General features: G+C 69.8%; 16 protein-coding genes. 8 read left to right on the forward strand and 8 right to left on the reverse strand.

Annotated elements, in window-relative coordinates:
- Positions 1 to 367: 367 nt before the first annotated feature.
- The 3 genes from ACFWX1_RS01830 to ACFWX1_RS01840 all read right to left on the reverse strand — a co-directional run bounded on the left by ACFWX1_RS01830 (position 368) and on the right by ACFWX1_RS01840 (position 6,102).
- Entirely contained in the window at positions 368 to 3,715 is a 3,348-nt protein-coding gene (locus ACFWX1_RS01830; protein WP_378382906.1) for a serine hydrolase, read from the reverse strand.
- A gap of 161 nt (positions 3,716 to 3,876) precedes the next feature.
- Entirely contained in the window at positions 3,877 to 5,112 is a 1,236-nt protein-coding gene (locus tag ACFWX1_RS01835; protein ID WP_378382907.1) for an amidohydrolase family protein, read from the reverse strand.
- 102 nt (positions 5,113 to 5,214) lie between these two features.
- A complete protein-coding gene (locus ACFWX1_RS01840) occupies positions 5,215 to 6,102 on the reverse strand; it encodes a LysR family transcriptional regulator (RefSeq protein WP_378382908.1) in 888 nt (295 codons plus the stop codon).
- 111 nt (positions 6,103 to 6,213) lie between these two features.
- On the opposite strand from ACFWX1_RS01840, the gene ACFWX1_RS01845 reads away from it, so the two are divergent.
- The gene (locus tag ACFWX1_RS01845) at positions 6,214 to 7,413 is read left to right on the forward strand and encodes an MFS transporter (protein WP_378382909.1); all 1,200 of its coding nucleotides are present in this window, start codon (positions 6,214 to 6,216) and stop codon (positions 7,411 to 7,413) included.
- On the opposite strand, the gene ACFWX1_RS01850 is transcribed toward ACFWX1_RS01845, so the two are convergent.
- Entirely contained in the window at positions 7,388 to 8,713 is a 1,326-nt protein-coding gene (locus tag ACFWX1_RS01850) for an MFS transporter (RefSeq protein WP_378382910.1), read from the reverse strand. The genes ACFWX1_RS01845 and ACFWX1_RS01850 overlap by 26 nt on opposite strands.
- 124 nt (positions 8,714 to 8,837) lie before the next feature.
- Between ACFWX1_RS01850 and ACFWX1_RS01855 the strand changes: the two genes are divergently transcribed.
- Entirely contained in the window at positions 8,838 to 9,521 is a 684-nt protein-coding gene (locus ACFWX1_RS01855) for a GntR family transcriptional regulator (protein WP_378382911.1), read from the forward strand.
- 113 nt (positions 9,522 to 9,634) lie between these two features.
- Positions 9,635 to 11,527, forward strand: a complete 1,893-nt coding sequence (locus ACFWX1_RS01860; RefSeq protein ID WP_378382912.1) for a glycoside hydrolase family 9 protein — start codon at positions 9,635 to 9,637, stop codon at positions 11,525 to 11,527.
- Here ACFWX1_RS01860 and ACFWX1_RS01865 read toward each other — a convergent pair.
- Positions 11,524 to 12,174 (reverse strand): hypothetical protein, encoded by a 651-nt coding sequence (locus ACFWX1_RS01865; protein ID WP_378382913.1) that lies wholly within the window; start codon positions 12,172 to 12,174, stop codon positions 11,524 to 11,526. The genes ACFWX1_RS01860 and ACFWX1_RS01865 overlap by 4 nt on opposite strands.
- A 184-nt stretch (positions 12,175 to 12,358) precedes the next feature.
- Here ACFWX1_RS01865 and ACFWX1_RS01870 point away from each other — a divergent pair, with 184 nt between their 5' ends.
- Positions 12,359 to 13,096 (forward strand): MBL fold metallo-hydrolase, encoded by a 738-nt coding sequence (locus ACFWX1_RS01870; RefSeq protein ID WP_378382914.1) that lies wholly within the window; start codon positions 12,359 to 12,361, stop codon positions 13,094 to 13,096.
- A gap of 38 nt (positions 13,097 to 13,134) precedes the next feature.
- Here the strand turns inward: ACFWX1_RS01870 and ACFWX1_RS01875 are convergent, their stop codons facing one another.
- From ACFWX1_RS01875 to ACFWX1_RS01885, 3 genes are all read right to left on the reverse strand, one after another.
- Positions 13,135 to 14,610, reverse strand: coding sequence for a DUF1996 domain-containing protein (locus tag ACFWX1_RS01875; RefSeq protein WP_378382915.1), 1,476 nt, complete (start codon positions 14,608 to 14,610; stop codon positions 13,135 to 13,137).
- A 311-nt stretch (positions 14,611 to 14,921) separates the two neighbouring features.
- Positions 14,922 to 15,545, reverse strand: coding sequence for an HNH endonuclease family protein (locus tag ACFWX1_RS01880; protein WP_378382939.1), 624 nt, complete (start codon positions 15,543 to 15,545; stop codon positions 14,922 to 14,924).
- A gap of 133 nt (positions 15,546 to 15,678) precedes the next feature.
- Entirely contained in the window at positions 15,679 to 16,800 is a 1,122-nt protein-coding gene (locus tag ACFWX1_RS01885; protein ID WP_378382916.1) for a 5-methyltetrahydropteroyltriglutamate--homocysteine S-methyltransferase, read from the reverse strand.
- 757 nt (positions 16,801 to 17,557) lie between these two features.
- Between ACFWX1_RS01885 and ACFWX1_RS01890 the strand changes: the two genes are divergently transcribed.
- From ACFWX1_RS01890 to ACFWX1_RS01905, 4 genes are all read left to right on the forward strand, one after another.
- Entirely contained in the window at positions 17,558 to 18,235 is a 678-nt protein-coding gene (locus ACFWX1_RS01890; RefSeq protein WP_378382917.1) for a response regulator, read from the forward strand.
- 93 nt (positions 18,236 to 18,328) lie between these two features.
- On the forward strand, positions 18,329 to 18,673 hold the full coding sequence (locus ACFWX1_RS01895; RefSeq protein WP_378382918.1) for a helix-turn-helix transcriptional regulator: 345 nt from the start codon (positions 18,329 to 18,331) through the stop codon (positions 18,671 to 18,673).
- A 147-nt stretch (positions 18,674 to 18,820) separates the two neighbouring features.
- Entirely contained in the window at positions 18,821 to 19,456 is a 636-nt protein-coding gene (locus ACFWX1_RS01900; RefSeq protein ID WP_378382919.1) for a lamin tail domain-containing protein, read from the forward strand.
- Between the two features lie 348 nt (positions 19,457 to 19,804).
- A complete protein-coding gene (locus ACFWX1_RS01905; RefSeq protein WP_378382920.1) occupies positions 19,805 to 23,866 on the forward strand; it encodes a S8 family serine peptidase in 4,062 nt (1,353 codons plus the stop codon).
- Positions 23,867 to 24,031 lie beyond the last annotated feature (165 nt).

Raw genomic sequence — 24,031 nt, forward strand, 5'->3', positions numbered from 1 at the left:
CGAGCGAACTTGACCATAACTGTCCACGGAGGACTATAATGACGAATATGCGTTGTCACATAAGGAAATCTCTCGTACCTGGCCAAGATTCGCGGCCGTCCAGCTTGCCTGTCGCCGCAGAATGAAGCACGAACCGGGACCGACGAAAGATGACCACTCGCTCCGGGTCTGGTAAACGTGTTTGAAGTGAAGCGCGGCCACCCCACTCCACCATGAAGCCGCGTCTGGAACCCCGCCGCACCAACGACAACGGAGCCTGAATGTGGAACTCACACACGCGAACGTGGAACTCGCGCGCAAGACGAGCGGACTCGGCAGAGCGGTGTCTCCCCGGCCAAGGGGTATCGCCGAGGAGACACCGCGAACCTCAGAGCTTCGGCGCGGCCCGGCCACCGAAGTGAACGTACGGGGTGCCGTCGGCGAGCCGGTAGAACAGCGCGGGCGTCCACTGCCGCTCCCCTGGCATGCGCGCGAGGTACCGGTTTTCCTTATCGGGAACCAGATCCAGCACCATCGGTTCGGCTGCGCCCAGCTCGGCCATCGCACCGGTCTGGGTCACACGCATCCGCACCGCACCGCGCTCTTCGAACACGTCGAGCCGGATGCCCGCCCGTTCGTACACGCCGGTGACACTCGCGGCGTCCACGGACACCGGAACCTCGGGTTTTCCGAAGGGCGCGGGCATCTCCACGTCCACCAGGTCGCGGAAGATCTCGCGGTACAGGGCGTTGTAGAGGTCGCGCGCGGGGCCGCCGTTGGTCAGCAGGCACACCGCGAGACCCCGCTCCGGCAGGATCCGCAGGCACGCGATCTGACCGATGGTCCCGCCGTCGTGGCCGACGATCTCGTGGCCCTGCCAGTGGTGCCGGAACCAGCCGAGCCCCCACGAGTCCGCCAGGCCCACCCCCTCCGGCAAGGTGACCTGGTTCCGCCGCATGTCGGCGGCGAGCGCCTCCGAGAGCACGCGGGTGCCGTCCGCCGCCACTCCCCCGCGCAGGTGCAGCCGGGCGAACTCGAGGACTTCGCGGGCGCTGGCGCTGATGGTCCCCGCGGGGCCGGACGAGCGCGGGATCTCCCAGCGCGGTGCGGGCACCGGCACGCCGTCCTTGCCGTTGACGTGCCCCAGCGCGGCGTTGTGCAGCAACGCTTCCTCGGGCAGCGTCACGGTCGCCGTCAGCCCGAGCGGGCGGAACAGCAGCTCGCGCATCGCCTCGTCCCAGACCAGCCCGGTGACCCGCTCGATCATCCGGCCGACCAGGACGAACCCGGAGTTGCAGTACGACCAGGTCGCGTCGATCGGGTGATTCTGGGCGACCTCGGCGAGGCCGGCCACGTACCGTTCGACACAGTCGTCACCCCTGCCGGTGTCGGTGAAGACGTCCCCGTCGATCCCGCTGGTATGGGTCAGCAGATGCCGCAGTGTGACCCGCTTCGTCACGTCCGGGTCGGTGAGCACCAGGTCGGGCAGCACGTCGACGACCGGCGCGTCCAGGCTCAGCTTGCCCTCGTCCACCAGCCGCATGGCGACGGTCGCGGTGTACACCTTCGAGATCGAGCCGATCTGGAAGATCGAGTCGGGGGTCGCGGGCACCCCGGTGCGCTTGTTCACCACGCCGTACGCGGCTTCGGCGGTCTCGCCGCCGAAATGGATCGCCAGCGACGCCCCGACGATTCCGTGTTCCTCGGCGAGCAGATCCAGCCGTCGCTGCCAGTACGCCTGGTCCAGGGGCACCGCGGCCGACACCGCCCCGTCCGGCGCAGCGGCGCGGGTGTGCCGCACGACCCAGTCGACGACGCGATGGTTGTAGTCGGCCCGGTGCGAGGGCTTTCCGTTGAGGATGAACAAATGCGACGCGCCAGGGTAGAGCACGAGCTCCGCGGGGACGTCGCGGGCACGCAGCGCGCCGAACCACTGCTCGGCCTGACCGACGGGGCACCGCTCGTCCGCCTCACCGTGCAGGACGAGCGTCGGGCTGGTGACCTTGCCGACCTGCGCGATCGGGGACAGCGCGGCGAACCGCGCGGGGTCGTCCCAGAAGGTCACCCCGAGTTCGGAACGGAACAACACCGATCCGGCGTCGGAGGTGCCGGTCATGCTCACCAGGTCGCTGACGACACCGCCCGCCACGACGGCGGCGAAGCGACCGGTGCGGGTCGGCAGCCAGCAGGCCATGTAGCCGCCGTAGCTGTAGCCGCACAACGCCAGGCGCTTCGGGTCCGCGGTCCCGTCGGCGACCAACTGATCCACCGGCTCGAGGAAATCGCGTTCGTCCGCCTCACCCCACGCTCCGACCGCGCCACGCAGGAAGTCTTCACCGTAGCCGTCGCTGGCTCGCGGGTTGAGCAGCAGCACCGCCCAGCCGCGCGCGGCCAGGACCTGGTGGTACCGGTGCGCCGGGTCGAGCACCGGGCTCCACGCGTTGTGCGGTCCGCCGTGCACGTCCACCAGCAACGGGAGCGGCCCGGTCGCCGAGGGGTCGCGCACCAGCCAGCCATGCACCTCGCCGCCGTCGGAGACGGTGAACGTGCGCTCCACCGGAGTGAACAGTTCGACGTCGCCGAACGCGTCCGCAGTGTGCGATGTGAGTGGCGTGAGTTCTGCGGACGCGGGGTCCAGCAGCACGACCTCGCCGACTGTGTCCACTGTAGACACAACGAGCGCCGCGACGCCGGCGGAGCCCGCCACGGAAAGCCCGGCCACGACGCGGTTCCCGTCGATCAGCTTCCTCGTCCCGGCGGCACCGGTTGTGTACAGCTGCGTACAGCCGCGATCCCTGGCACAGAACAAGATGCCCTCCGCCCAGGCCTGCGGGAGCGCGCCCGGGTAGCCGCCCGCACCCGGCATCACGTTGCGGTCGAGATCCGCGGTCAGGTACTCGAGGTCCCCGGTATCCGGGTCGACCCGCGCGAGCCGGGCGTTGCGCACTTCGGTGTCGGGCGCGCAGACGAGCAGGATGTCCGCGCCCGCCCAGTTCACCGCGCTCACCGTGCCGCCACGCGGTCCGATCCGCCGGGGTTCGGCCTCGTCGTCCGAGAGGTGCAGCACGTACGCCGAGGACTCGCCGCTGAGATCCGCGTCGGCCGTGAGCGCGTTACCGTAGACCAGCTTCTCACCGTCCGGCGACCACGCTGGGGTGCTCGCATGGAAATCACCCCTCGTCACCTGCTTCACCGAGCGGTCGGTGAGGTCGAGGACGAAGACGTGCTGACGGATGTCGCGAAGCCGCCCCGCACCGTCGAGCTTGTGGAACAGCCGGTCCTGTGTGAGCGGCGCGCCGGCCCGTGCTCCCCGCGCTTGCTCGCTCTCCCCGGACGTGGCGGCCAGATCGACCGGGGCGGAGAACGCGATCCGCTTGCCGTCGGGGCTCCACACCGGGGTACCGGCGCCCAGCGGCAGTTCGGTCAGCCGTTCGGGTTCGCCGCCGTCCAGCCGGAGCCGCCACAACTGCTGCGGGCCGTCCTGCGCCCGAAGGAACGCGACGCTGGTGCCGTCCGGGGCGAAGCGCGGGCCGCTGTCGGCGCGTCCCGTCGTCAGCTCACGCGGCGCTTCGCCAGACGTCGTGGCCAGCCAGAGCCGATCGACGTTCTCGTCGGCGTCGGCATCGACCGTGCGCAGGACGTACACGACCCGAGTGCCATCCGGAGAGATCGTGGGATCCGACGGCACCGCGAACCGGGCGAGGTCGGACAGGGCGGGTCGGCGAAGCTCGGCCATGAGTTCTCCCTAGCTGAGGCGGGGTCCCGGCGCACAGGGCCGAAGCGGTTACGTCGGCGCCCGGCGTTTCACCACCCCGAGAGTAGGAATGCCGCGCCCGGCCCACCTCGTCGATTCGCCCGAAAGGCGGCTGCCCCGATTGTGTGCTCCACCAACCGGTGTCAGCGGCGGTCCTTGACCACCAAGCCTTCCCGCAGCACGAGCACGACCCTCGACCGGTCACCGAAGATCGCGGGTTCGGCCAGCGGATCACCTTCGAACGCGACGAGGTCGGCGACCTTGCCCGGCTCGATCGTGCCGGCCTCATGTCCGATGCCCAGGATCTCCGCGTTGTCTCGGGTCGCCGACACCAGAACGGCCATCGCAGGCTCGACCTTCGCCCGCAGCACCAGCTCGGACCCCCGCGTGCCCTGGCCGGGGCCGATGAGGTCCGACCCGAGCCCGACGCGCACGCCTGCCGCCCGCGAGGCGAGCAGCCCCGCGATCTGGCCGTCGCGCACCGCGCCGAGCCGCGCGGCGATGTCGGCGGACAACCCGGTCGACTCGGCGTCCGACACCAGCTTCTCCACCACGCTCAACGTCGGCACGTGCGCGACCCCTTCGGCGGCCATCAGGGTCGCGGTCTCCTCGTCGATCTCCGACCCGTGCTCGACACACTTCGCGCCGGCCCGCACCGCGTTCCGCACGCCCGCGTTGTTGTGCGCGTGCACGGTCACGTACGTGCCCCGCGCCTCCGCCTCGGCCACCGCCGCCGCGATCTCCTCGACGCTGAACTGGGTGTCGCTCAGCTTGTCGTGCCGGGAAACGACGCCGCCGGTGACGCAGAGCTTCAGGAACGTGGCACCGCGCCGGAACGCCTCGCGGGCATTGCGGCGCATCGAATCCGGGCCGTCGCACAGCAGCGAAAGACCGCGGAGGCCGGGCACATCGCGTTCGGACCACAGCTTCGCCGGCTCCCAGTCCGCGGCGAAATGCCCGTGCCCGCCGGTCTGGCACAGGACCGGGCCACACGGCAGGATGCGGGGGCCGCGGACCCGGCCCCGCTCGACGGCGCGCACCAGCCCTCCGTCGATCCCGCCGGTGTCCCGGACCGTGGTGAACCCGGCGTCCAGCGTCTGCCCGCAGGTGTCGAACATGTCGGCCGCGAGTTCGGCGACCGACAGCTCGTATCGCAGACTGGCGTCGATCGGGCTGGACAGGCCGAAGTGCACGTGCGCGTCGATGAGCCCCGGGGTGAGCGTCAGCCCGGTACAGTCGAGGACGCCCGACCGGGCGGGCCGTTCACCGCCGACCCGGGTGATCCGGCCGTCCTCGATCAGAACACCCGTACCGGGCAGGGGATCCCGCCCGGTACCGTCGACTACGACCGCACCGTCCAGCCACAGAGCCGAGCTCATCGCATCTCCTCTTCGAGTACGCACGCCGACACTCCCGGTTCCGAGATTGCCAGCGGCGAGCCGTATCGTCGACCCCACTGTGCACAGTGGACAGTGCGACGGCTAACCGGCGAGCGTGGCGCGGAGGTGGTCGAGCAACGCTCGTGCGGCGGGGCCGGCCGGCCCGGCCGCACGCCAGGCGAGCGCGATGCGCCCGCGGAGCGCGGGTTCACGGATCTCGAGGACGTGCAGGTCCGCGGGATGTGCTTGGGCGATGGGCAGCGGAAGCACGGCGACGCCGAGACCGCTGGCGGCGAGTTCCGCCAGCACCGCGGGATCGCTGGCCTCGAACGCCACCTGCGCCGGGAAGCCCGCCGCGGCGCAGGCTTCGTCGACGGTCGCCCGCGCGCCGATGCTGCGGTGGAAACTGATCAGCGGCCGGTCGCGGAGATCTTCGACCGTGATCGAGGTCTTCCCCGCCAGCTCGTGGTCGTGGCCGACCGTCGCCACGAGCGGCTCGTCGGCCACGACCAGCAGCTCGATCCCCGGTGGTGCCGTGGCCGAGGGCGCGACGACCGCGGCGTCCAGCTCGCCGGACCGCAGCTTCGTCAGCAGATGATCCGAATCCGACTCGGTGAGCGTGACGGTCACGGCCGGGTGGTCGCGGTGGAACTGGGCCAGCAACCGCGGAAGGTCGTACGAGAGCGGCGAAGAGGCGACCATCCCGACGGCCACCTGGCCCTGCAGCAGCCCCACGTGCTCGTCGACGACCTCGCGGATCTCCCGGACCGAGGCGAGCGCGGCCTTGGCGCGCGGCAGCACCGCGGCGCCCACCTCGGTGAGCCGCACGCGCCTGCCCGACCGGTCCAGCAGTGTCTGCCGCAGTTCGCGCTCCAGCTGACGGATCCGGGTGCTCACCGCGGGCTGCGCGGCGTGGACCTTCGCCGCCGCCCCGGTGAAGCTCCCCTCCTCCGCGACCGCCACGAAGTATTCCAGCTGACGAAGGTCCATATCGGCAGAAGATACCAGGTGTAAGAATCCGCTATTGGACACACCACACGCGAATACCGGATTGTGGTGACGGGATCACCATTCACATGAAGACGTATTCCGGTGGGGAAGATGACGTATACAGAAACCGCCGCTCCGGCGGCGAATACCGTTACGCGCTGGGGAGTTCCGGTGCTGGGGTTCGGCGTGTTCGCGGTCGCGACCAACGAGTTCGTGCTGGCCGGAATGCTGCCGCAGCTGAGCGCGACTTTGCGCGTGCCGATACCGGCCGCGGGTCAGGTCGTCACCGTTTACGCGCTCGCCTGCGCGCTTTTCGGGCCGATTCTCGCGACGGTGACGACCACTTGGCCGCGCCGCCGGGTCCTGCTCACGGCGGTGCTGGTCTACGGTGTCGGCACCGTGGCGGCGGCCTTGTCCCCCGCCTTCGGGATCCTGCTCGTCGCGCAGGCGGTCGCGGCGGCGGGCACCGGCCTGTTCGTCCCGGTCGCGGCCGCCACCGGCGCGGCGCTGGTCCCGCCCGAACGGCGGGGCCGGGCGATCGCGGTCGTGCTCACCGGTTTCACCACCGCGACCGCCCTGGGCGCGCCGATCGGCACCGCCGTCGGCAGTCAGCTCGGCTGGCGGGCGACGATGTGGTTCGTCGTCGCGCTCGCGGTGCTCGGCGGACTCGGGCTGATGGCACTGGTGCCCCGTGCGGTGGCGACGCCCGCCCCGGCGGGGATCCGGCAGCGGATCGCGCCACTCGCCGACGGCCGTGTGCTCACCACGCTCGCGACGACCATGCTGGCGTTCACCTCGGTGTACATCCTCTACACCTACGTCGCCGAGGTGTTCTCCGGCGCCACCGGCAACTCGGGGCAGCGCCTGGCCACGATCATGCTCGTCTTCGGGGTGGTCGCGATCTTCGGCAGCTATGCCGCCGGTGTGCTGACCGACCGCGTCGGCGGCCGCGGTGTCATGGTGCTGTGCCTGGTGTGGGTGGCGGCCTGCCTGGTGGTGCTGCCACTCGTCTCGTGGTCCTTCGGCACGGCGATCGCTTTCGTGGCCGTATTCGCCGTGGCGGCGTTCAGTATGAGCGCTCCGCAGCAGCACCGGCTGATCGAGCTGAACCCCGCCTCGGCGCCGATCCTGGTCTCCCTGCACTCGTCGATCCTGTACCTCGCGATCGCCTTGGCCGGCGTCGTCGGGGGGCTCGGCATCACCTGGGCGGGCGCCGCGCGCCTGGGCTTCGTCGCCGCGGCGGTCGCAGTGCTGGCGCTGCTCATGTCCGAGGTCTCCCAGTTGCTCACCCGGCGTTCTCGCCGGTCGTGACATGCGGGACATCGCCGAGCGGGCGACCGGGCTCGTCTCGCACGAAAAAGCAGGCGACGAGCCCGATGATCGTCATGACCGCGAGGTACCCGCCGACGGCGTACACGGTGCCGGTGCCCGACTGCAGTGCTTCGGCGATCGTCGGCGCGAAGGCGCCGCCGAGGACCGCGCCGATCGCATACGAAATAGCGGCACCGCTGTACCGGACCCGCGTCGGGTACATCTCCGCATACAGCGCCGCCTGCGGGCCATAGGTGAATCCGAGACCGACCGCGAAGAGGATGAGCGCCACGACGAGCAGCCCGACGCTGCCGGTGTCGACCAGTGCGAAGAACGGGAACATCCAGAGCAATTGCACGACGAATCCGATGCGGTACACGCGGATCCGGCCGCTCCGGTCGGCGAGCCAGCCGCCGGCCAGTGTGCTCACCAGCCATGCGACCGCCGAGATCATCACCGCGACGAGCACCGTCGACCGGTCCAGGTGCAGCGACCGGACCGCGTACGACTGGACGTACCCGCCCGTGGTCATGTACCCGACGGCGTTGTTGGCCGCGAACAGCAGCGCGCCGAGCAGCACCAGCCGCCAGTGGTGCCGGAACAGCGGGGCGAGCGGCAGGCTCGACGCGGCCTTGGCCCGGCGCACCTCTTCGAACACCGGGCTCTCCGCGACGCGGGTCCGGATGAGCAGGCCGGCGACGATCAGCACCACGCTGAGCAGGAACGGGATCCGCCAGCCCCAGTCGAGGAACTGCGCCGGGGTGGTGAGCGCGGCGACCAGCGCGAGGACGCCGTTGGCCAGCAGCAGCCCGATCGGGACGCCGATCTGCGGGAACGCGCCGTACAGCCCGCGGCGGTCGGGCGGGGCGTGCTCGACCGCGAGCAGCGCGGCCCCGCCCCACTCACCACCCGCCGAGAGTCCCTGCACGATCCGCAGCAGGACAAGAAGGATCGGCGCGGTCACGCCGATGGCCGCGGTGCTCGGCACGACGCCCATCAGGACCGTGGACGCGCCCATCAGCAGCAGGGTCAGGATCAGCATGGCCCGCCTGCCGATCCGGTCGCCGAGATGCCCCGCGACCACGGCGCCGATCGGCCGGAAGAAGAAGCTGATGCCGATCGTGGCGAACGAAAGGAGCAGCGCGTCCTTGCCCAGCACCGCGAAGTACTGGGTGGCGAAGACCTGCCCCGCGCAGATCGCGTAGATGAAGAAGTCGTACCACTCGATGGTGGTGCCGATCATCGCGGCGAGCACGACCCGCCGGTGCTCGGTCCCGATGCCCCCGGCCGATCGCGACATGACAGCTCCCTTGCTACCGATGCGGCGCCCGATGCAGACGCCAGATCGTATATAGTCTGACCGGATCTAACAAGGCAGCGCGTAATATCCAGCGGTAACCAGCAGGGTCGTATATGATCAGGCCGTGCCTTCCTCAGTCCCGGCCGCGGGTACGAGCAAGTCCCAGCGCGCCTACCAGGTCATCAAGGCCAGGATCACCGACGGCGACTACGGTCCGGGGCACCGGCTCGTACTGGGATCCCTCGCCAAGGATCTCGCCGTGAGCCCGGTACCGGTCCGCGAGGCCATCCGCCTGCTCGAGGCCGAGGGGCTCGTGCGCTACGTGCACAACGTGGGCGCCACCGTCACGGCGATCGACCCCGTCGAATACCGGCACACCATGCAGGTGCTCGCGATCGTGGAGGGCGCCGCGACCGCGCTCGCCGCCCCGCACGTCACCGCGGCCGGCCTGGCGAAGGCCGCCGGGCTCAACGAGCGGATGCGGGACTGCCTGACCGAGTTCGACCCGGTGACGTTCACCCGGCTCAACCACGAGTTCCACGAGGTGCTCTACGAACGCTGCCCGAACCCGGAACTCCTCGACGCGGTGCGACGCGCCTGGACGAAGCTGGCCGCGATCCGGGAGTCGACGTTCTCGTTCGTGCCCGAACGTGTCGCGGCGTCGGTCGCCGAGCACGATCAGCTGCTCGATCTCGTCCGCTCGGGTTCCGGCGCGGAATGGATCGAACACCAGGCCCGCGGCCATCGCACCGCGACGCTGGACGCGTTCCTCCACTGGGAAAGCGGGCAACACGCCGAACACGGGTGATCGGCGTACCGCGCAACGGGACATCGGCACGGAAACCCGGAGCGGACATTGACATTAGTAAAGGCTCCTAATTAACTCGGTGCCACCCCGTGTCCCCGACCGAGGAGTACGCCATGGCTGCGGAGCACCCGGGTTCCTCCTCGGCACGACTGGCACGGCTGGCACGACGCCGTTTCCTGGTCGGCTCGGCGGGCGTCGCCGGGCTCGCGGCGCTGCCCGGTACGGCCTCCGCCACCCCCGAAGACGCGGAAGACCGCGCCCGCTACGAAATCTTCGTCAACAACGTCGGTTACGAGGCGACCGGCCGTAAACGCGCGATCATCGCCGGCACGGTGGCACGGAACGCACCGGTGTCCTTCGCCGTCACGGGCCGGTCCGGCGACGTCGTGTTTCGCGGACAGGCCCGCTTCGCCGGCGCGGTCGATGACTGGCGGCGTGACCAGTTCCCGGCGACGCCGAGCTTTTATTGGATCGCGGACTTCTCCGAGGTCATCGCGCCCGGCGAGTACACCGTCACCCTGCCCGGCGCCCGGGCCGCGATGTCGTCGTGGCCGTTCCGGATCGAGCAGAACGCGTTGGAGCGCCTCACGCTCGGCCAGGTCGCGCACTTCTTCCGGGACTCCCGTTCGGACGGTCAGTTCGACAAGGCCGACCGGCGGCTCCCGATCAGCGGCACGGCACAGCACTGGGACGCACACGGCGGCTGGTACGACGCGGCGGCCGACTGGGGCAAGCATTTCACGCAGCTGTCGAACCTCTCGTACTTCAACACGCTGTCCATCCCCCTGACCGCGTGGATCCTGTTCGCCGCGCACGGAAACCTCGTCCGCCGCACCGACCCGAACTTCACCGCGCTGACGTCCTGGCTGCTCGACGAAGGACTGTTCGGCGCGGATTACCTCGTCCGTGTGCACGCGCCGGGAAAGTCCTTCTACAGCTCGGTTTCCCAGCCCGAGGGCGACGATCTCGGCATCGACCCGGCACAACGCACCCTCAGCGCGCACCAGGTGAACTTCCGCGAAGGCGGCGGACTCGCGATCGCCGCGCTCGCCCGCGCGAGCACGTACAGCGTCACCAGTGAGTACCGGCAGGCCGACTACCTCGCCGCCGCGAAGGACGCGTTCGCCTATCTCCAAGCCCACAACCCCGAGCTGACCAACGACAGGAAGGAGAACATCCAGGACGACTACAACGCGCTCCTCGCCGCGACGGAACTGTTCAAGGCCACCCGGGACACGCAGTACCGGAAGGCAGCCGACGAGCGGGCGGCGAACCTCCTCGCGCGGCTCGTGACCTGGCGGTCCTATCGCGACTACTGGCGTGCCGACGACAGCGGCCGCCCGTACTTCCACCCGTCCGACGCCGGGCTGCCGGTAATCAGCCTACTGTCCTATGTGGACAGCTTGGGCTCCTCGGACACCGGCGTCCGCGCACGCGTGCTCGATGTCGTCCGGCGTTCGCTGGAGTTCGAGCTCGCCGTCACCGCCGAGGTGCCCAATCCGTTCGGTTACGCACGTCAGCTGATCCAGGGCGGCAAGGGAAATCGCTACAGCGGGTTCTTCATGCCCCACGACATCGCGCCGCGCGCCGACGACGTCTGGTGGCAGGGTGAGAACGCCCGCATCGCCTCACTCGCGTCGGCCGCCCGGCACGCCGCGGTCGTCTTCGCCGACGACAAGGTCTTTTCCGCACGACTGAAGGCGTACGCGCTCGATCAGCTCGACTGGATCCTCGGCGTCAACCCGTTCGGCGTGTGCATGATGGAAGGCCCCGGCCGCGCCGTGCCGCAGTACCTCGAATACGCGAGCGGCGACGCGGCGGGCTCGTGGCGCTGGCTGCGGTCCGCGGGCGGCATCGTCAACGGCATCACCGGGAAGGGCGAGGACGGCCGCGGGCTGCACTGGGATCCGGGCCGCGCGAGCACCGGGCCGAACACCGACTGGCGCTGGCTGGAGCAGTGGCTGCCGCACGCGACGTGGTACCTCCACGCCGTCAGCGTGGGCTAGCAGGTCACGGACACCTTGGCGCTCGGCGAAAACGACACGTGGACGTGGTCGTAGTGGTTGGCGGTGGTGCCGCCGCGGTCCTCCATCATCGACCATCCGCCGCCGTCGTTGTAGCGCTGCCGCCAGATCACGTAGGTGACGCCGAACGCCTTCTGGTTGGCCAGGACGTACTCGGCGAGCTGGTTGCCGGTGGCGGTGTCCACCATGAAGTCGAGGGCGAGCCCGAGGGGATGCTCACCACCGCCGCTGCGCCCGTTCGCGCCGCCGACGGTCTTGACGCCGAACTTCGCCTTGATGTGGTTGCCGACCTGCGCGACGTGGGGCTTGGTCCCGGCGAGCGTGGTCGAACACGACGCGGGCTCGGGGGCCGCGGTGGTCTTGGAGGTGGCCGTGGTGGGCGGCGGAGGCGACGACGTGGTGCTCGTGGGCGTCGCACTCGTGGTCGGCGGGGGCGGTGGCGTGCTCGAAGCGGAGCTGGTCGGGGGCGGCGGTGCCTGCAGGGCGAGCGCGGCGCCGCCGGGCTGCACCGCGGGGGCGCTGCCGGTGGTCAGCCACACCGTCGCGGGCAGGGCCGTGGCGACGGCGGCCGCCAGACCGGCGGGCAGTCTCCAGGAAGTGCTCTTCCGCTTGCGATGTCGTCCGGACATTTTCGATCACTCACCAATTCGGGGCCTAAGCTCGCGCAACATTACGAAACGGACACGGCAATGTCACGCCAGGGTGTCGTCGGCCACAGTTGACGCTGAGCAGCCACGCCGTCACCGAGTTGCCCCTGGTCAGCGGCGGGGACGAAAATGACCGGGAGCGATCAGCGGGGAGGCGACACCACCCATGGACATCACGGTGGCCGGCAGCGGTGACGCGTTCGGCTCCGGCGGGCGGTTTCAGACGTGTATCGCGCTGGGGAATACGAATTCCGTCCCGCACACCCTGATCGACTGTGGATCCACCAGTCTCGTGGCGATGCGGCGCAGGCGGATCGACCCGAACGCCATCGAGACGGTGCTGATCAGCCATCTGCACGCGGACCATTTCGGCGGGCTGCCGTTCCTCATCCTCGACGGCCAGTTCCGCCGGCGCACCCGCGATCTGACCGTCGTCGGGCCGCCCGGCACGCGCGAACGGCTCACGGCCGCGATGGAGGTCTGCTACCCCGGTTCGAGCGAGGTCGAGCGCCGGTTCTCGGTCCACGTTGCCGAGCACCACGACCGGACCCCGTTCCGGACCGGACGCTTCACGGCGACACCGTTCGAGGTGCGGCACGCCTCCGGCGCGCCCGCGTACGCGCTCCGCGTCGAGGACGCCGAAAGCAGCGCCGTCATGACGTACTCCGGGGACACCGAGTGGACCGACGCGCTTCTCGACGCCTCGGCGGGCGCGGACGTCTTCCTCTGCGAGGGATACGCGCCCACACCGGTGCGCTGGCATCTCGACCTGGGCACGCTCGCCCAGCACCGGCAACGGCTCACCTGCCGCCGCCTGGTGCTCACGCACCTTTCGCCCGCCGCGCTCGCCGCGGACCTGAGCGCCTGGGAGGTCGCCGACGACGGCATGGTGCTGACCACCTGAGCCGGGCCCGCCCCCGCGGGCCCGGCCCGGCGCGGCCGTCATTCGCGGCACGTCCTGCCCTTGTTGATGCACGCCACGACGCGGTTCATGATGCTCTGGGACATCACGTTGGCGAAGTCGTCGTGGTCCGAGGCGGGATTGTGCTTCTCCTCGGGGAAAGAGTCCACTTTGTACTGACGGTTCCGCTGGACGTCGGGCGGGATGTCGTAGGTCAGCGTCACCCGCAGCTGCGGCACCGCCTTGAAGCCCCGTTTGCAGCGCCCGTCCCGGCCGGGGAAGACGATGTGGTCGCGATGGTTGGCCGAGTCGATCCGCTTGCCGTCCCAGCAGCTGGGGAAGTCGTGGATGCGCTCGACCCGGCTGCCGCGCGGGCAGATCGGGTACTTGCCGATCAGCACGCGGTTCTCGAATCCGGTGCAGGTCCACGAATCCCGGGCGTTCTTCGGGCCGTTGGTGGTCACCTTCGCGTCGCCGTAGAGCACCCGCAGGAAACGCGGCATCGCGGTGACCCGGCCCGCCGGGCTGCCCCGGAAGGTCAGCGCGACGGTGGCGGGCCGCTGGATCTCGCCGTCGTTGCCGTCGAGTTCGAGGTTGTCGTTCTCCTCCCCCAGTGCCTGGCCGCTGCTCGTCCCGGCCCCCTCGGCCTGCGCGGTGTCGCTGTTGTCCGCGCCGTCGCCGAGCCCCTGCCGGTTGTCCCGGTCCTTCAGCGCGCAGGGCGCCAGGCGGCCGAGGTCCTGCGGCTGCCCGCCGGCCGCGCCCGCCATCCGGTCGATGACCGCTTTCCGGTGCGCGGCAAGGGGTTCGAGGATGGTGGTGCGGACGAACTCCGGGCCGCCCTGGCCCCGGGCCGCTTCCAGCCGCTGGTTGGCCTCGTCGGTCCGCTGGTCGAGGTCGTCGAGGTTCCCCGCGATCTCCTGCTGTGCCTGGTCGGGGATCTCGTCCGGCAGCGCGCTGCCGACGTCGGGGCAGTCGATGCGGGGCGCGGCCTTGTCCTGGCCGTCCCTTGTCTGCTGATCACGGCGCTGCCGCTTCTTCTCCCCCGCCGGCGGGTTCTTCCCGCCGTCCTCGCGATCGATCCGGACGACGGGCCAGAAGTACGCCGACTTGTCCCCGTTCCTGCACGTGGTCCCGGCCTTCAGCAGGCTCTTGTTGCTGGAATCGGCGTTGGTGGAAAGATTCCCGACGTAGTCGTGCAGATGCTGGGCGCCGTTCTTGACGCCCGGCTGCGCGATGAAGTTGTCGGGGTTGAAATGGCCGTTCTCGTTCTTTCCGCAGTCCACCGTGAACGTGCCACGGGAAGCGCTTTCCTGCTGGTTCGGGCCGTTGACGTTCGGCCGGACCTTCGTGATGTCCACGAAGAACGAGCCGTCAACGGCGTCGGCACTGGCATCGCCGGGCTTGCCGACCGTCGTGACGGTCACCAGCGTCGCGCCCACCAGGGCGGGCAGGGCGATCGCCGCGGTCACGAACTTGGCGCGGCGGGACACCCGATGCCGCCCGTTGCGTTGCGCCATCGAATTTGTCACCTCACTACTCGTACGAACGGAAAAAGGCAGGGGTCATCGACGGAACAATCGGGGTCGGCGTTCTCACCTCGTCCGATAAGGAAATGCCCTGGATCCGGGGGTGACGCGGCAGCGGAATTCGTGCGACATCGCTGGTTGATACGGGCACACGGGCGCGGCGGTTCACCCGAGACCGCGCCGTTACCGTTTCGTTACCTCAGGCGCCGGAGCGCCAGGTCGCCGGACGGCCGGACCGCCAGGGTGCTCGCCGCTCCGTCCGGCAGGATCGAGCACCCCGGCGACGACGTGGTACCGGCCGGTCAGCAGCGGGCGAGCATGCCGGTGAGCGCGCTCTTCTCCGCCGAGGTGATGCTGAGCTGCCACCTGTGCTTGACATGCGTCCACATTTTCGCGTAGGTGCACCAATACGAGACCAGCGGCGGTTTCCACTCGTCGGGAGTCTTGTCGCCTTTTTCCCGGTTCACGTAGTTCGTCACCGCGATCAACTGCGGGCTCGCCAGGTCGTTGGCGAACGCACGCCGTTTCGCCGTCGTCCAGGAAGCCGCCCCGGTCCGCCACGCGTCGGCGAGCGGGACGAGGTGATCGATATCGATGTCGGAGGGGGAATCCCAGGTCTCGCCGTCGTACGGGCTGCGCCAGTTGCCCGATATCGGACGACAGTCCTCGTCGACGGTCACGTCGGTGCCGTCGCGCTTCAGGACGACTTCGCGGGTATTGCAGCCGTCCCCCTGGTCGATCCAGTGCGGGAACTTCGTCCGGGAGTATCCGTCCATCGAGCCGTCCTCCGCGACGCGGAGCGCGGTGAGTTCAGCCTTGGCCGTCGGTGCGTCGGGGATGTTCGGTGGCGTAGCGCTCGCGTAACCGGTGAGCCCGATGACGCCGACAAGTGCGGAAAGTAACGCTAAAATGAACAGGCGGAGTATTCTGGCGACATTCACGGTGTTCTCCTGACAGTTCCGTGACGCAGGACAGAATTGCCGTGCCGGTTCATTTTCGCCATTCGCCGACGCGGGTGTCGATCCGCCGTTCGGGACGGGCCGCGGTGACGCGCTCCCGTCAGCCCCAGACGAGCGCGGCGGTTTCCACGACGCGTTCGAGCTTCGCCTTCTGTTCGTCGAGTGTCAGGTCGTTGCCCTCCTCGGTCGAGGAGAACCCGCATTGCGGGGACAGGCACAGCTGGCCGAGGTCGACATATCGCGCGGCTTTGTCGATCCGCCGCCGCAGGGAGTCGACGCTCTCCAGCTCGCCCCGCTTGGTCGTGACGAGCCCGAGCACGACGTATTTACCCTCGGGCACCAAGCGCAGTGGCTCGAATCCGCCGGAGCGTTCATCGTCGAATTCGAGGAAATAGCCGTCGACGTCGAGTTCGGAGAACAACGCGTCCGCGACGAAGTCGTAGCCGCCCTCCGCGACCCACGACGACCGGAAGTTGCCCCGGCACAGGTGAGTCGTCACCCGCACCCCGGCCGGCCTGCCGCGCAGCGCCGCGTTCATGGTCGCGATGTTCCGTACGTGCTGCTTGTCCGGATCACCGCCCATGCGCGCGACCATCGCCCGCTGCTCCGGGTCGTTCAGGTACGCGAGACTGGTGTCGTCGAGCTGGAGGTACGTGCAGCCCAGCGCGGCCAGCCCGGCGATCTCCTCGGCGTACGCCTTCGCGAGATCCTCGTAGAACTCCTCGAGGTCCGGGTACACCGTCTCGTCGACGGCGGCCCGCCCGCCGCGGTAGTAGACCATGCTGGGCGACGGGATCGTCTGCTTCGGCGTCACCGATGGGTCCACAATGGACTTCAGGAACGCGAAGTGCTCGCCGAAGACGACGTCGTCGAGGCCGATCTTTCCGGTGACCTCGAGCCCGGCCGGGGTGAACTCGACGTCGCCGTCCGCGTTGTGGAAGGTGACGCGGAGCTTCCGTTCGCTCTTGCCGATCCCCCGCAGCCGGTGGATGAAGTCCATGTGCCAGGAGGCCCGGCGGAACTCGCCGTCGGTGGCCGAGCGCAGCCCCGCCGCGCGCTGCAGCTCGACGACCTCCCGGATGGCCGCGTCCTCGGCCGTTCCGAGCTCTTCCCCGCTGATCAGCGACTTCGCGAAGTCCTCCCGCGCTCGCCGCAGGGCCGGTGGCCGCAGCAGGCTGCCGACGTGGTCGGCACGGAACGGCGGTGTCACGCGCGGGGTCATGCGCTCCATGGTGGGTGATCACCCCCGGGGAAAGCAAGCCTACCCTTCGCCGGGCACCCGCCGCCCCGGCGAAAACGTGCCGGAAACAATTCCGGTATTCCCGCTCTCGCGAATGCGGAATCATTTTCCCGTGCCCGCGCGACGCCGGGCCGACGGCAGGACCGTACCGGCCGGGTTCGCTCGCGCGGGCGGGAAGTGCGCGGAAACCGGCCGTTACTCCGGATGACCGACCCGCGTGCTCCGCAGGACCACACCGGGTCGGAATTTCCGGTGAACACTGTAACAAAACCCGGAACCCCGAAGCGAATCGGGAACGACAACGATCCGGTTAGCCCACCCGATCCCCTCCCGAACGGCCGTATGAGCGCCTTCCATAAAGGTTGACCATTTAACCACTCGCCACCACTCGAACGGCGGTGACGATCCTTCAACACAGCGGGGTATAAACATGCCGTTCACATCTCGCGCGCACTCAAGGATGGGAAAGGGATGATTTCGTGCGTTCGGTCAGGAAAGTGACCACGCAGGCGGCCATACCGTCCACGGGATCGGCTCTTCCTCCCGTCCCTCCCGGCGGCCGCGAGCTACCCCGGTAGCGACCGCGACCGCCCGGCTCGCGCACCGCGCGAACGTGATCGAGGTCGAAGAGTGCTCGTACCTCCGGGTGCCACCTGCCCCGCGAAGTCAGGACTTTCGCCTCTGCTTGCCGCCCTCGGTTCACGTTGTAGTTCTCACGACCTGACACCAAGGGGACCACATGGACCACGTCACGACGCTGGTAGTGGACGATCAGCCGCTCATCAGATACGCGCTCCGCCTGCTGCTCGAGAACTCCGCCGAAGTACGGGCGGTCACCGAAGCGGGCAGTGAGACCGAAGCACTGCGGCAATGCGAGCGAACCCATCCGCGGATGGTCATCACCGAACTGTCGATCTCGGGCGAGCCGGCCGGTGCGGGAATATGCCAGTTCGCCAAGGAACGGCTCGACAACGCGGCCGTGCTGGTGTTCTCCGGCGACTCCTCGCCCGCCGCCGTCGCCACCGCGCTGAACGCGGGCGCCGACAGCTTCGTGCACAAGTCGGCCGACCGGAATCTGCTGATGGAGGCGGTCCGCTCGACGCTGGCCGGGCAGCGCGCCTGGGTGCTGGGCACCGAACCGGCCGGCGTGGCCGGCGAGGCCACGCAGCACACCGGGACGACGCTGACCAGCCGCGAGGAGGAGGTGCTGGCGCTCGTGCTCTGCCGGTGGTCCAACGACGAGATCGCCGGCGAACTGCACCTCGCCAGGCAAACCGTGAAGAACTATGTCAGCCGGATATTGCAGAAACTGGGCTACGGCAGCAGGAAGGAACTGTTCAAGTCGTTCGATTTCACCGGCGGCACACCACCCGTCGGCGATTCGGAGGACACCGTGGCGGCCGCTCGGAACAACTGAATCGCGGCCTCGTACCGCGAGTACTCGATCATCGCAAGACTGGGTACCCGGCGCATCCTGTGCGCCGGGTACACCATTTCTATCCTGGATTTCGTGATCATTTCAACGTTGATCAGGGAAAGAAACGGAACACCGGACCCACGGGCCGGGCGAGGCGCCGCCGGGGAGGCGGGCCGCGCCGCGGCCGAGATCCGCAGTCTGCTCGCCGAGCGCCGGATCGCCAAGGGCTGGTCCCAATGCGACCTTGCCCACGAGCTGTTCACCTTGTCCGGCAACGGCAGCGTCACCCGCGAAGACGTCTCCCGCTGGGAGCGCGGCAAGCGGATCCCCGGGCCGTACTGGCGGCACTGGCTCAGTGACGTGCTGGACATGCCCTGCCACGACCTCGACGCGGCGGCGTCCGTGGCACGGGAACACCGGCGCGCCCGCCGCGATTGACGGCAAATGGGCGAGAACGACAGAGTCCCCAGAAAACTGGCCCCTTATGATTCTCGCCCGATCCGACGACAATGGAGAAGCCGGGAAGCCCGGCGAAGAAATCCCCCGACGAAATAAAATCCCCCTTTCCAGGAAAGGACAATTGGCATGCGTCGACTGTTGAGCGGTTCGGCCGCGCTGGCGATTCTGGCGACGACGTTCCTCGGTGGCGGCGCCGCGAGCGCCACCGAAGGCACCTCGCCCGAAGCCCAGCCCACCGCCTCCACGACCGTGGTGATCAACGAGATCTCGACCCGCGGCCAGAACGGCCTGCAGGACCAGTTCATCGAGCTCCGCAACGTGTCGCCGCGCGTGGTGGACCTGACCGGCTACGTGCTCCGGGTCTACGGGCCGTCGAACAACCTGATCGACACCATCGCGCTGCCCGCGGGCCTGCAACTGCAGCCGCGCGACAACCTGGGCCAGTACGCGGTACTGGTCGCGAAGAACTTCTCGGGCACGATCCAGGACCAGACCAACGTCGTGCCGTTCAACCTCATGGGTGACCAGGCCATCCCGTCGACCGGCGGCGTGGCGCTGCTCAACCAGACGGGCGTGAAGGTCGACGGCATCGGATTCAGCATGGCCGTCACCTCCGCGCGCGAAGGCCAGCCCGCGGTGCCCGAAACCCAGGCAACCGAGCAGAAGAACGTCGCGAACGCCCGCGACGTCCTCAGCACCGACACCGACAACAACCGCGTCGACTTCTCGCTGCACCAGCGCACCCCCGGCGCCGACAACTGATCACTGACACCTGACGCAAGGGAGACAACGGGCCCGGGGCGCCCCCCGGGGGGGGCGGGGCCGGGGGTGTGTGTATGTTTTGTTGGGGGGGGTGGGCCACCGGGGCCAGCCCACCCCCGGCCCCGACAACTGAACACGGACACCTGCCGCACGGGACACACCGGGCCCGCGCCCCCACCGGGGCGGCTCCGGCCCTGCTTTGTGACTCTTTTTCGTGGCGCTGTGTCGCCAACGGCGACAGGCCGCCACTGAGAGTCATGTTCTTCGGCAAACCGGTGGCTCATCCTCGACAGCACCCACCCGCGGCAGCCGCGTCCGGCGGTCCCGCCGCGGTAGCCGAGGAGAGTGATGCCGATGTTCACCCGCTCCCGTTGCACGCACCGGCGGTACCTCCGCGCGCCGACGACGCTGACGGCCGCGACCGTGCTCGTGCTTTCCCCCGGCGCGGCGATCGCCGGGGCGGTTCCCGCTCCCGGCGGTCCCGCCGCGCAGCCCGGCCACGCCGGGACGCACCGGGTCACCCTGCTCACCGGGGACGTGGTCGTCTACGACGAAGACACCGCGGGCCACCGTACCGCCCGTGTCGAGCCCGCCGCGCGGATCGGCCAGCCGCCGCCCACGTTCCAGATCACGACCACCGCCGACGGCCTCGAGGTCTACCCCTCCGACGCGCTCCCGTTCGTCGGCCGCGGGCAGCTCGGCCGGGATCTGTTCAACGTCACGGCGCTCGTGCGGGACGGCCGCGACGACGCGTCCAGCGCGACGATCCCGGTCATCACCGGATATGGCGACCCGGCGCCACTGCCGGCCACCACGCTGGAAAGCCGGGCGCGACCACTCCCCCAGACCGAACGGCATCTCCCGCTCACGACGCTCAACAGCGTCGGGATGCAGGTGCGCAAAGCCGGGACGGCCGAGTTCTGGCGCTCCCTCGCCACCCATGACGCCCGGGGTGAACCCGTGCTACAGCAAGGAATTTCCCGGGTCGTGGCCGACAAGCGGGTCCGCGTGTCCCAGGACAGGGGCACCAGCGGGACCGCGCAGATCGGCGCGCCCGCGGCGTGGCGGTCCGGGCTGACCGGGGCCGGCACCACGATCGCCGTCGTGGACACCGGACTCGACGAGAACCATCCCGATCTGAAGGGCAAGACGGTCGCCGCCGCGGACTTCAGCGGCGAGGGCGACACCGTGGACCGGCACGGCCACGGCACGCACGTCGCCTCGATCGCCGCCGGGACCGGCGCGGCCTCCGGCGGCCGGTTCAAGGGAGTGGCACCGGACGCCAAGCTGATGGTGGCGAAGGTGTTCGGCGCCGACGGCCAGGGTGACACCGCCCAGGTCATCGCCGGCGTCGACTGGGCGGTGGCCCAGGGCGCCAAGATCGTCAACCTCAGCCTCGGCGCCGGGGTCACCGACGGCAGCGACCCGCTGAGCCAGGAGATCGACAGGCTTTCGGCCAAGTCCGGGACGTTGTTCGTGGTCGCGGCGGGCAACGCGGGCTCCGGCGACCGGACGGTCACCAGCCCCGGCGCCGCGACCTCCGCGCTGACCGTGGGCGCGGTGGACGGCAAGAACGCGCTGGCCTCGTTCAGCAGCCGGGGCCCGCGCCTCGGCGACGCGCTCGTGAAGCCCGAGATCACCGCGCCCGGCGTGGACATCACGGCCGCCCGCGCGGCGGGCACGAGCATGGGCGATCCGGTCGACGCCGACTACACCAGCGCTTCGGGCACCTCCATGGCCACCCCGTACGTCACCGGGAGCGCCGCGGTCCTGCTCCAGCAACATCCGGACCTGTCAGGGGAAACGCTCAAGAACCTCGTCGTGACCACCGCCAAGGACGCCGGGCTGCGCTGGTACGAGCAGGGCGCCGGGGTGGTCGACGTCGGCAAGGCCGTCACCCGCACGGTGATCGGCCCCGCGGTGACGAGTTTCGGCCGCACCGAACGGGATCAGCGGGCGACGGCCCCGGTCACGCGTGAACTGACCTATGCCAACAACGGGGACCAGCCGCTCGCGCTGGAACTCGGCCTGTCCGCGCGCGCGTGGGACGGCAAGACCGCCGCCGACGGGATCAAGCTGGACACGACATCGGTGACGATTCCGCCGAGGAGCACGAAAACCGTGCACCTGACCGACTATCCCGACACCGGCCCGGCCGGGGTGTACGGCGGGACGGTGGTGGCCACGACCGCCGACAAGGCCACGGCGGTGCGCACCCCGATCAGCACCTACAACGCGCCACCGCTGTATCCGGTGACCCTGCGGATGTTCGACTCCACCGGCGGCCCCGCGCAACTGGCCTCGGCGCAGCTGATCGACGACTCCGCGGGCGCGGCGAACCGCAACGATCCCTTCCTCGACCTGATCAGCCGTCCCGCCGACCTGGTGAACGGCGTGGCCAGGTTCTCGGTGCCCGCCGGGACCTACTCGGCGCTGGGCTGGACGTACGAACGCGGGCCGAAGGTACGGCAGTGGTCCGGGCTGAGCGCGTCCGAACTCCGCGTGCCCGCGACGTCGGAAATCCGGCTGAGCGCCGTCGACACCGTACCCGCGCGACTCGTCACCCCGGCCCCGACCGACCAGCGCGACCGTACGGTCATGCTGCGTCGCGTGCTTCCGCCGGGACCCGGTACGAGCGGCTACATCGGCGAGTCGGGATTCGTCACGAGCAACGGCGACTTCGACGTCCACGTGGCCCCGGTGGCGGGTACCGCGCGCGGGGCGATTTCCTTGCAGGACACCGCGACCCTGGCCCAGTCCGCCGTCGAGCTGACGGCCGAGGGCCTCCGGTCGGGTGCCTTGACCACCGCCTACGACGTGCCGACGCTGACGGCGAAGTGGCCGGGTGACCGGTCGCTGCCGGTCGTCTTCGGCGAGTCGGGCAGGCCGGAGGACCTCGCCAAGCTGGACGTCAAGGGCAAGGCGGTGCTCGCCAGGATCCCCGTGCCCGCCGACGCCACCGACGTGCTCGGGGAGCTGACCGCGGGCGCGGCGAACGCGGCCAGGGCCGCGGCCGGCGCGGGCGCGGCCGCACTGCTCCCCTACCCCGGCGTGCCGGGCGGGCTGGCGATCCCCGGGCTCGGCAGTTCGGCGCTGCCCATCCTCTCGCCGGACTGGGAGCAGGGAGAATCCTTGCGCACCACCGGTTCCGTCTCCTTGCACCTGCGGGTCAGGGCCGCCCCGGACGCGATGTACAACCTGAGCTACCTCGACGCCAACGGGGTCTCGAAGGATCACGTCCGGCAGGTGGATCCGAAGACACTGGTCGCGACGAAGACGTCGTACCACGCCGACCGGCCGGGCCTGAGCGGGCAGAAGACGTGGTACCCGTTCCCGGAGGGACTCTGGAAGACGCAACCGGTGCAGGGCACGCAGATCCCGGTGCCGGGCACGTGGACCGAGTACACCGGGCCCGCCGACGACCGGATGATCTGGAAGCGGGTCGTGACGCTGTCCGGAAGCGACAAGGCGGGTAAACGCGCGTCGCTGGCGATGAACCAGCAGGACATCTACCGGTCCGGCGAGCGGGCCCGGCCCGACGAGCACTGGTTCGGCGCGGCGCTGCGCAGCGCCGCCGTCGAACTGCAGCCCGACCATCCCGCGCGCTATCCGGCGACCGCCGCCGGCTGGCAGGTGGCGTGCTCGCTGTGCCGGGGCGGCGACGATCCCGATCTGTTCGTGCCCGCCATGCAGTGGGTCGACGGGTTCGGCGGGGCCGGGCACTTCACCAGCCCGTACGAGAACGCCCGGTACTTCGCGACCGCGACGACGCGGCTCTACCGGGACGGGACCGAGATCCCGCAGTCCAATAAGGACGATCCGCTCGCGCTGGTCCCGTTGTACCGGCTGGCGCCCGAAAAGGCGACGTACCGGCTGGACGTGACGGATGTGCTGTCCCCGAAGGCGGAAATCGGCGCGCCGAGCACGACGTTGTTCCAGTACGGCTCGCGGACGGACACCTCGTGGACGTTCACCTCGGCACGCTCGGCGTCACCGGTGCCGGCAGGATTCGCCTGCTACCCGGCGGGCACGGCGTGTTCGTTCCAGCCGCTGATCCAGCTGGACTACCGGCTGCCGCTCGACGTCACCAACCGCGCCTTCACCGGCACCGCGTTCACGTTCGACGTGGCCGCGGCGGGACACAGCGGGTCGCGGGGCGGCCCGGTGACCGGGCTCAAGGTCTCGTCGTCGGCCGACGGCGGGAAGACGTGGACCGAGGCGCCGGCGAAGCCACGAGGGAACGGGGTGTGGTCGGTGACCGTCACTCATCCCGCGTCGGCGGGCGCTGACGGGTCGGTCTGGCTCCGCGCCGAAGCCCGCGACGCGTCCGGGAACACCGTGACGCAGACCGTTCAGCGAGCCTACGGCCTGACCGCTCCGTTGGCGGCCGTGTCCTCCCGCGCTCGCTGAGTATCCGGCCGCGCGGGGCCGGGGAAACCCGGCAGGGTGACCCAGCCCCGGGGGGGCGCCCGGGGGCCCGCCCGGGACCCCGGGGGGGGCGCGCGGGGGGTGGTCAGGTTGTGCGTCCCCCGCGGGTACATGCGGGAGCTCAGTCGCTCCCGATATTGGATGAGT

Source organism: Amycolatopsis sp. NPDC059021 (genome assembly GCF_042739895.1).
GTDB lineage: Bacteria > Actinomycetota > Actinomycetes > Mycobacteriales > Pseudonocardiaceae > Amycolatopsis.

Bases quoted from the DNA above. Each gene is read 5' to 3' on its own strand.
- ACFWX1_RS01830 (WP_378382906.1), bottom strand. From the start codon at position 3,715: ATGGCCGAGCTTCGCCGACCCGCCCTGTCCGACCTCGCCCGGTTCGCG.
- ACFWX1_RS01835 (WP_378382907.1), bottom strand. From the start codon at position 5,112: ATGAGCTCGGCTCTGTGGCTGGACGGTGCGGTCGTAGTCGACGGTACC.
- ACFWX1_RS01840 (WP_378382908.1), bottom strand. From the start codon at position 6,102: ATGGACCTTCGTCAGCTGGAATACTTCGTGGCGGTCGCGGAGGAGGGG.
- ACFWX1_RS01845 (WP_378382909.1), top strand. From the start codon at position 6,214: ATGACGTATACAGAAACCGCCGCTCCGGCGGCGAATACCGTTACGCGC.
- ACFWX1_RS01850 (WP_378382910.1), bottom strand. From the start codon at position 8,713: ATGTCGCGATCGGCCGGGGGCATCGGGACCGAGCACCGGCGGGTCGTG.
- ACFWX1_RS01860 (WP_378382912.1), top strand. From the start codon at position 9,635: ATGGCTGCGGAGCACCCGGGTTCCTCCTCGGCACGACTGGCACGGCTG.
- ACFWX1_RS01865 (WP_378382913.1), bottom strand. From the start codon at position 12,174: ATGTCCGGACGACATCGCAAGCGGAAGAGCACTTCCTGGAGACTGCCC.
- ACFWX1_RS01870 (WP_378382914.1), top strand. From the start codon at position 12,359: ATGGACATCACGGTGGCCGGCAGCGGTGACGCGTTCGGCTCCGGCGGG.
- ACFWX1_RS01875 (WP_378382915.1), bottom strand. From the start codon at position 14,610: ATGGCGCAACGCAACGGGCGGCATCGGGTGTCCCGCCGCGCCAAGTTC.
- ACFWX1_RS01885 (WP_378382916.1), bottom strand. From the start codon at position 16,800: ATGACCCCGCGCGTGACACCGCCGTTCCGTGCCGACCACGTCGGCAGC.
- ACFWX1_RS01890 (WP_378382917.1), top strand. From the start codon at position 17,558: ATGGACCACGTCACGACGCTGGTAGTGGACGATCAGCCGCTCATCAGA.
- ACFWX1_RS01900 (WP_378382919.1), top strand. From the start codon at position 18,821: ATGCGTCGACTGTTGAGCGGTTCGGCCGCGCTGGCGATTCTGGCGACG.
- ACFWX1_RS01905 (WP_378382920.1), top strand. From the start codon at position 19,805: ATGCCGATGTTCACCCGCTCCCGTTGCACGCACCGGCGGTACCTCCGC.